Below are 1,442 nucleotides of genomic sequence, written 5' to 3' on the forward strand. Positions count from 1 at the left end.
GTTGCGGTTACTTGAGTTTGCCCGTTGCTTGGTGCACTGACAACCGTCACACTGCTCACATCTAAGCTGTCGCCGATATCAACATCACTGTCGTTACCCAATACGTTGACTTCAAATGAACCTTCTTCTTGCAGTTGGGCGGTGTTATCTAGCGCCACTGGTGCGTCGTTCACGGCATTAATGGTCAGTGTGACGGTCGCTGGGGTTGAGCTTAAGCCTTCGCTGTCTGTTAATGTGTAGGTGAAACTAAATACCCCATTCACATCTTGGCTTGGCACGATAGCTAAACTACCATCTAGGTTAACGCTGACTGTCGCAAAGTCGTACATGCCCGCCCCCGTGCCTTGGTTTTCAAGGCTTACGTTGGCAGCATTAAAGCCACTGTCTTCTACGTCTGAGTCGTTTGCTAAAATAGCTAACGTTGTTGCGGTATCTTCATCAGTCGTCACTGCATCATTAGCAACAACGGGGCGGTCATTCACCGCACCTATATTTACCGTAACGGTTCCTGGCAGTGACACACCGCCTTCGCTGTCGGTAATGGTGTAGGTGAAACTGTCTTGCCCTGTAACGTTCGCATCTGGGGTATACACAAAGGTGCCCGCGGCTTGGTCAAACACCACCAGCCCTGAGCTTGGCGCTCTGACTAAGTTAATCGTGCCCGTTGGGATGGTGTCTTCCACATCACTGGCCAGTGAACGCACATTGGTCACTGCTGATGCGGTGTCTTCATCCACACTTAAGCTGATAGCTTGTACCTCTGGGAGGTCGTTCACTGGGGTAATGGTGACTGTCACTGTCGCCGCTGTTGAGGTATTCAATGCCGCATCTTTTACCGTATAAGTAAAGGTATCTGTCCCCGTTACATTGCTGTTCGGTGTATACGTGGCAATGCCGTTGGTGATACTTACTGTGCCTTTACTCGCGGGTAATACGATGGCCGCTGAAGCGACCACTAGGTCATTTTCTGCATCACTGTCATTCGCTACCAAGCTAAAGTTCACTGGCGTGTCTTCTGCAGTGGTGGCACTGTCATCCATGGCAACCGGTGCATCAGCAACCGGCGTTACCGTAAGTGTTACTGTCTGTACCGCCGATAACGCACCTGCGCTATCACGAACTTGGAAGGTGAAGCTGTCGCCGTGGTTTTCACTGCCGTCATGTTGATAACTAAAGCTACCATCGCTGTTTAAGCTGACACTACCAAATTGTGGTTGACTGACAAGCTCTGCGCTGAGTGTGTCGCCTGCATCATCATCGCTGGCGTTACTTAATAACCCGTTTGCAAGTGCCACGGTTAAAGTCGCGGCTTCATCGAGGTTAAACGCGAAGTTTTGCCCTACCGGCGCATCATTGGTGTTGGTTACCTCTAATGTAAATGGCGTTAAACTGGCGCTATCTGTGCCATCGTTAACACTGATAGTAATAGCCGCGTAGCTGCC

At 50.5% G+C, this 1,442-nt stretch carries 1 protein-coding gene; it reads right to left on the reverse strand.

All coding sequences use genetic code 11. From position 1 onward, the window contains the following. Positions 1 to 1,442 (reverse strand): tandem-95 repeat protein (locus H5203_RS22450; RefSeq protein ID WP_182820373.1); only part of this gene is annotated, 1,442 nt, incomplete at both ends.

The sequence above is a fragment of the Pseudoalteromonas sp. SG41-1 genome, assembly GCF_014164575.1.
Taxonomy (GTDB): domain Bacteria; phylum Pseudomonadota; class Gammaproteobacteria; order Enterobacterales; family Alteromonadaceae; genus Pseudoalteromonas; species Pseudoalteromonas rhizosphaerae.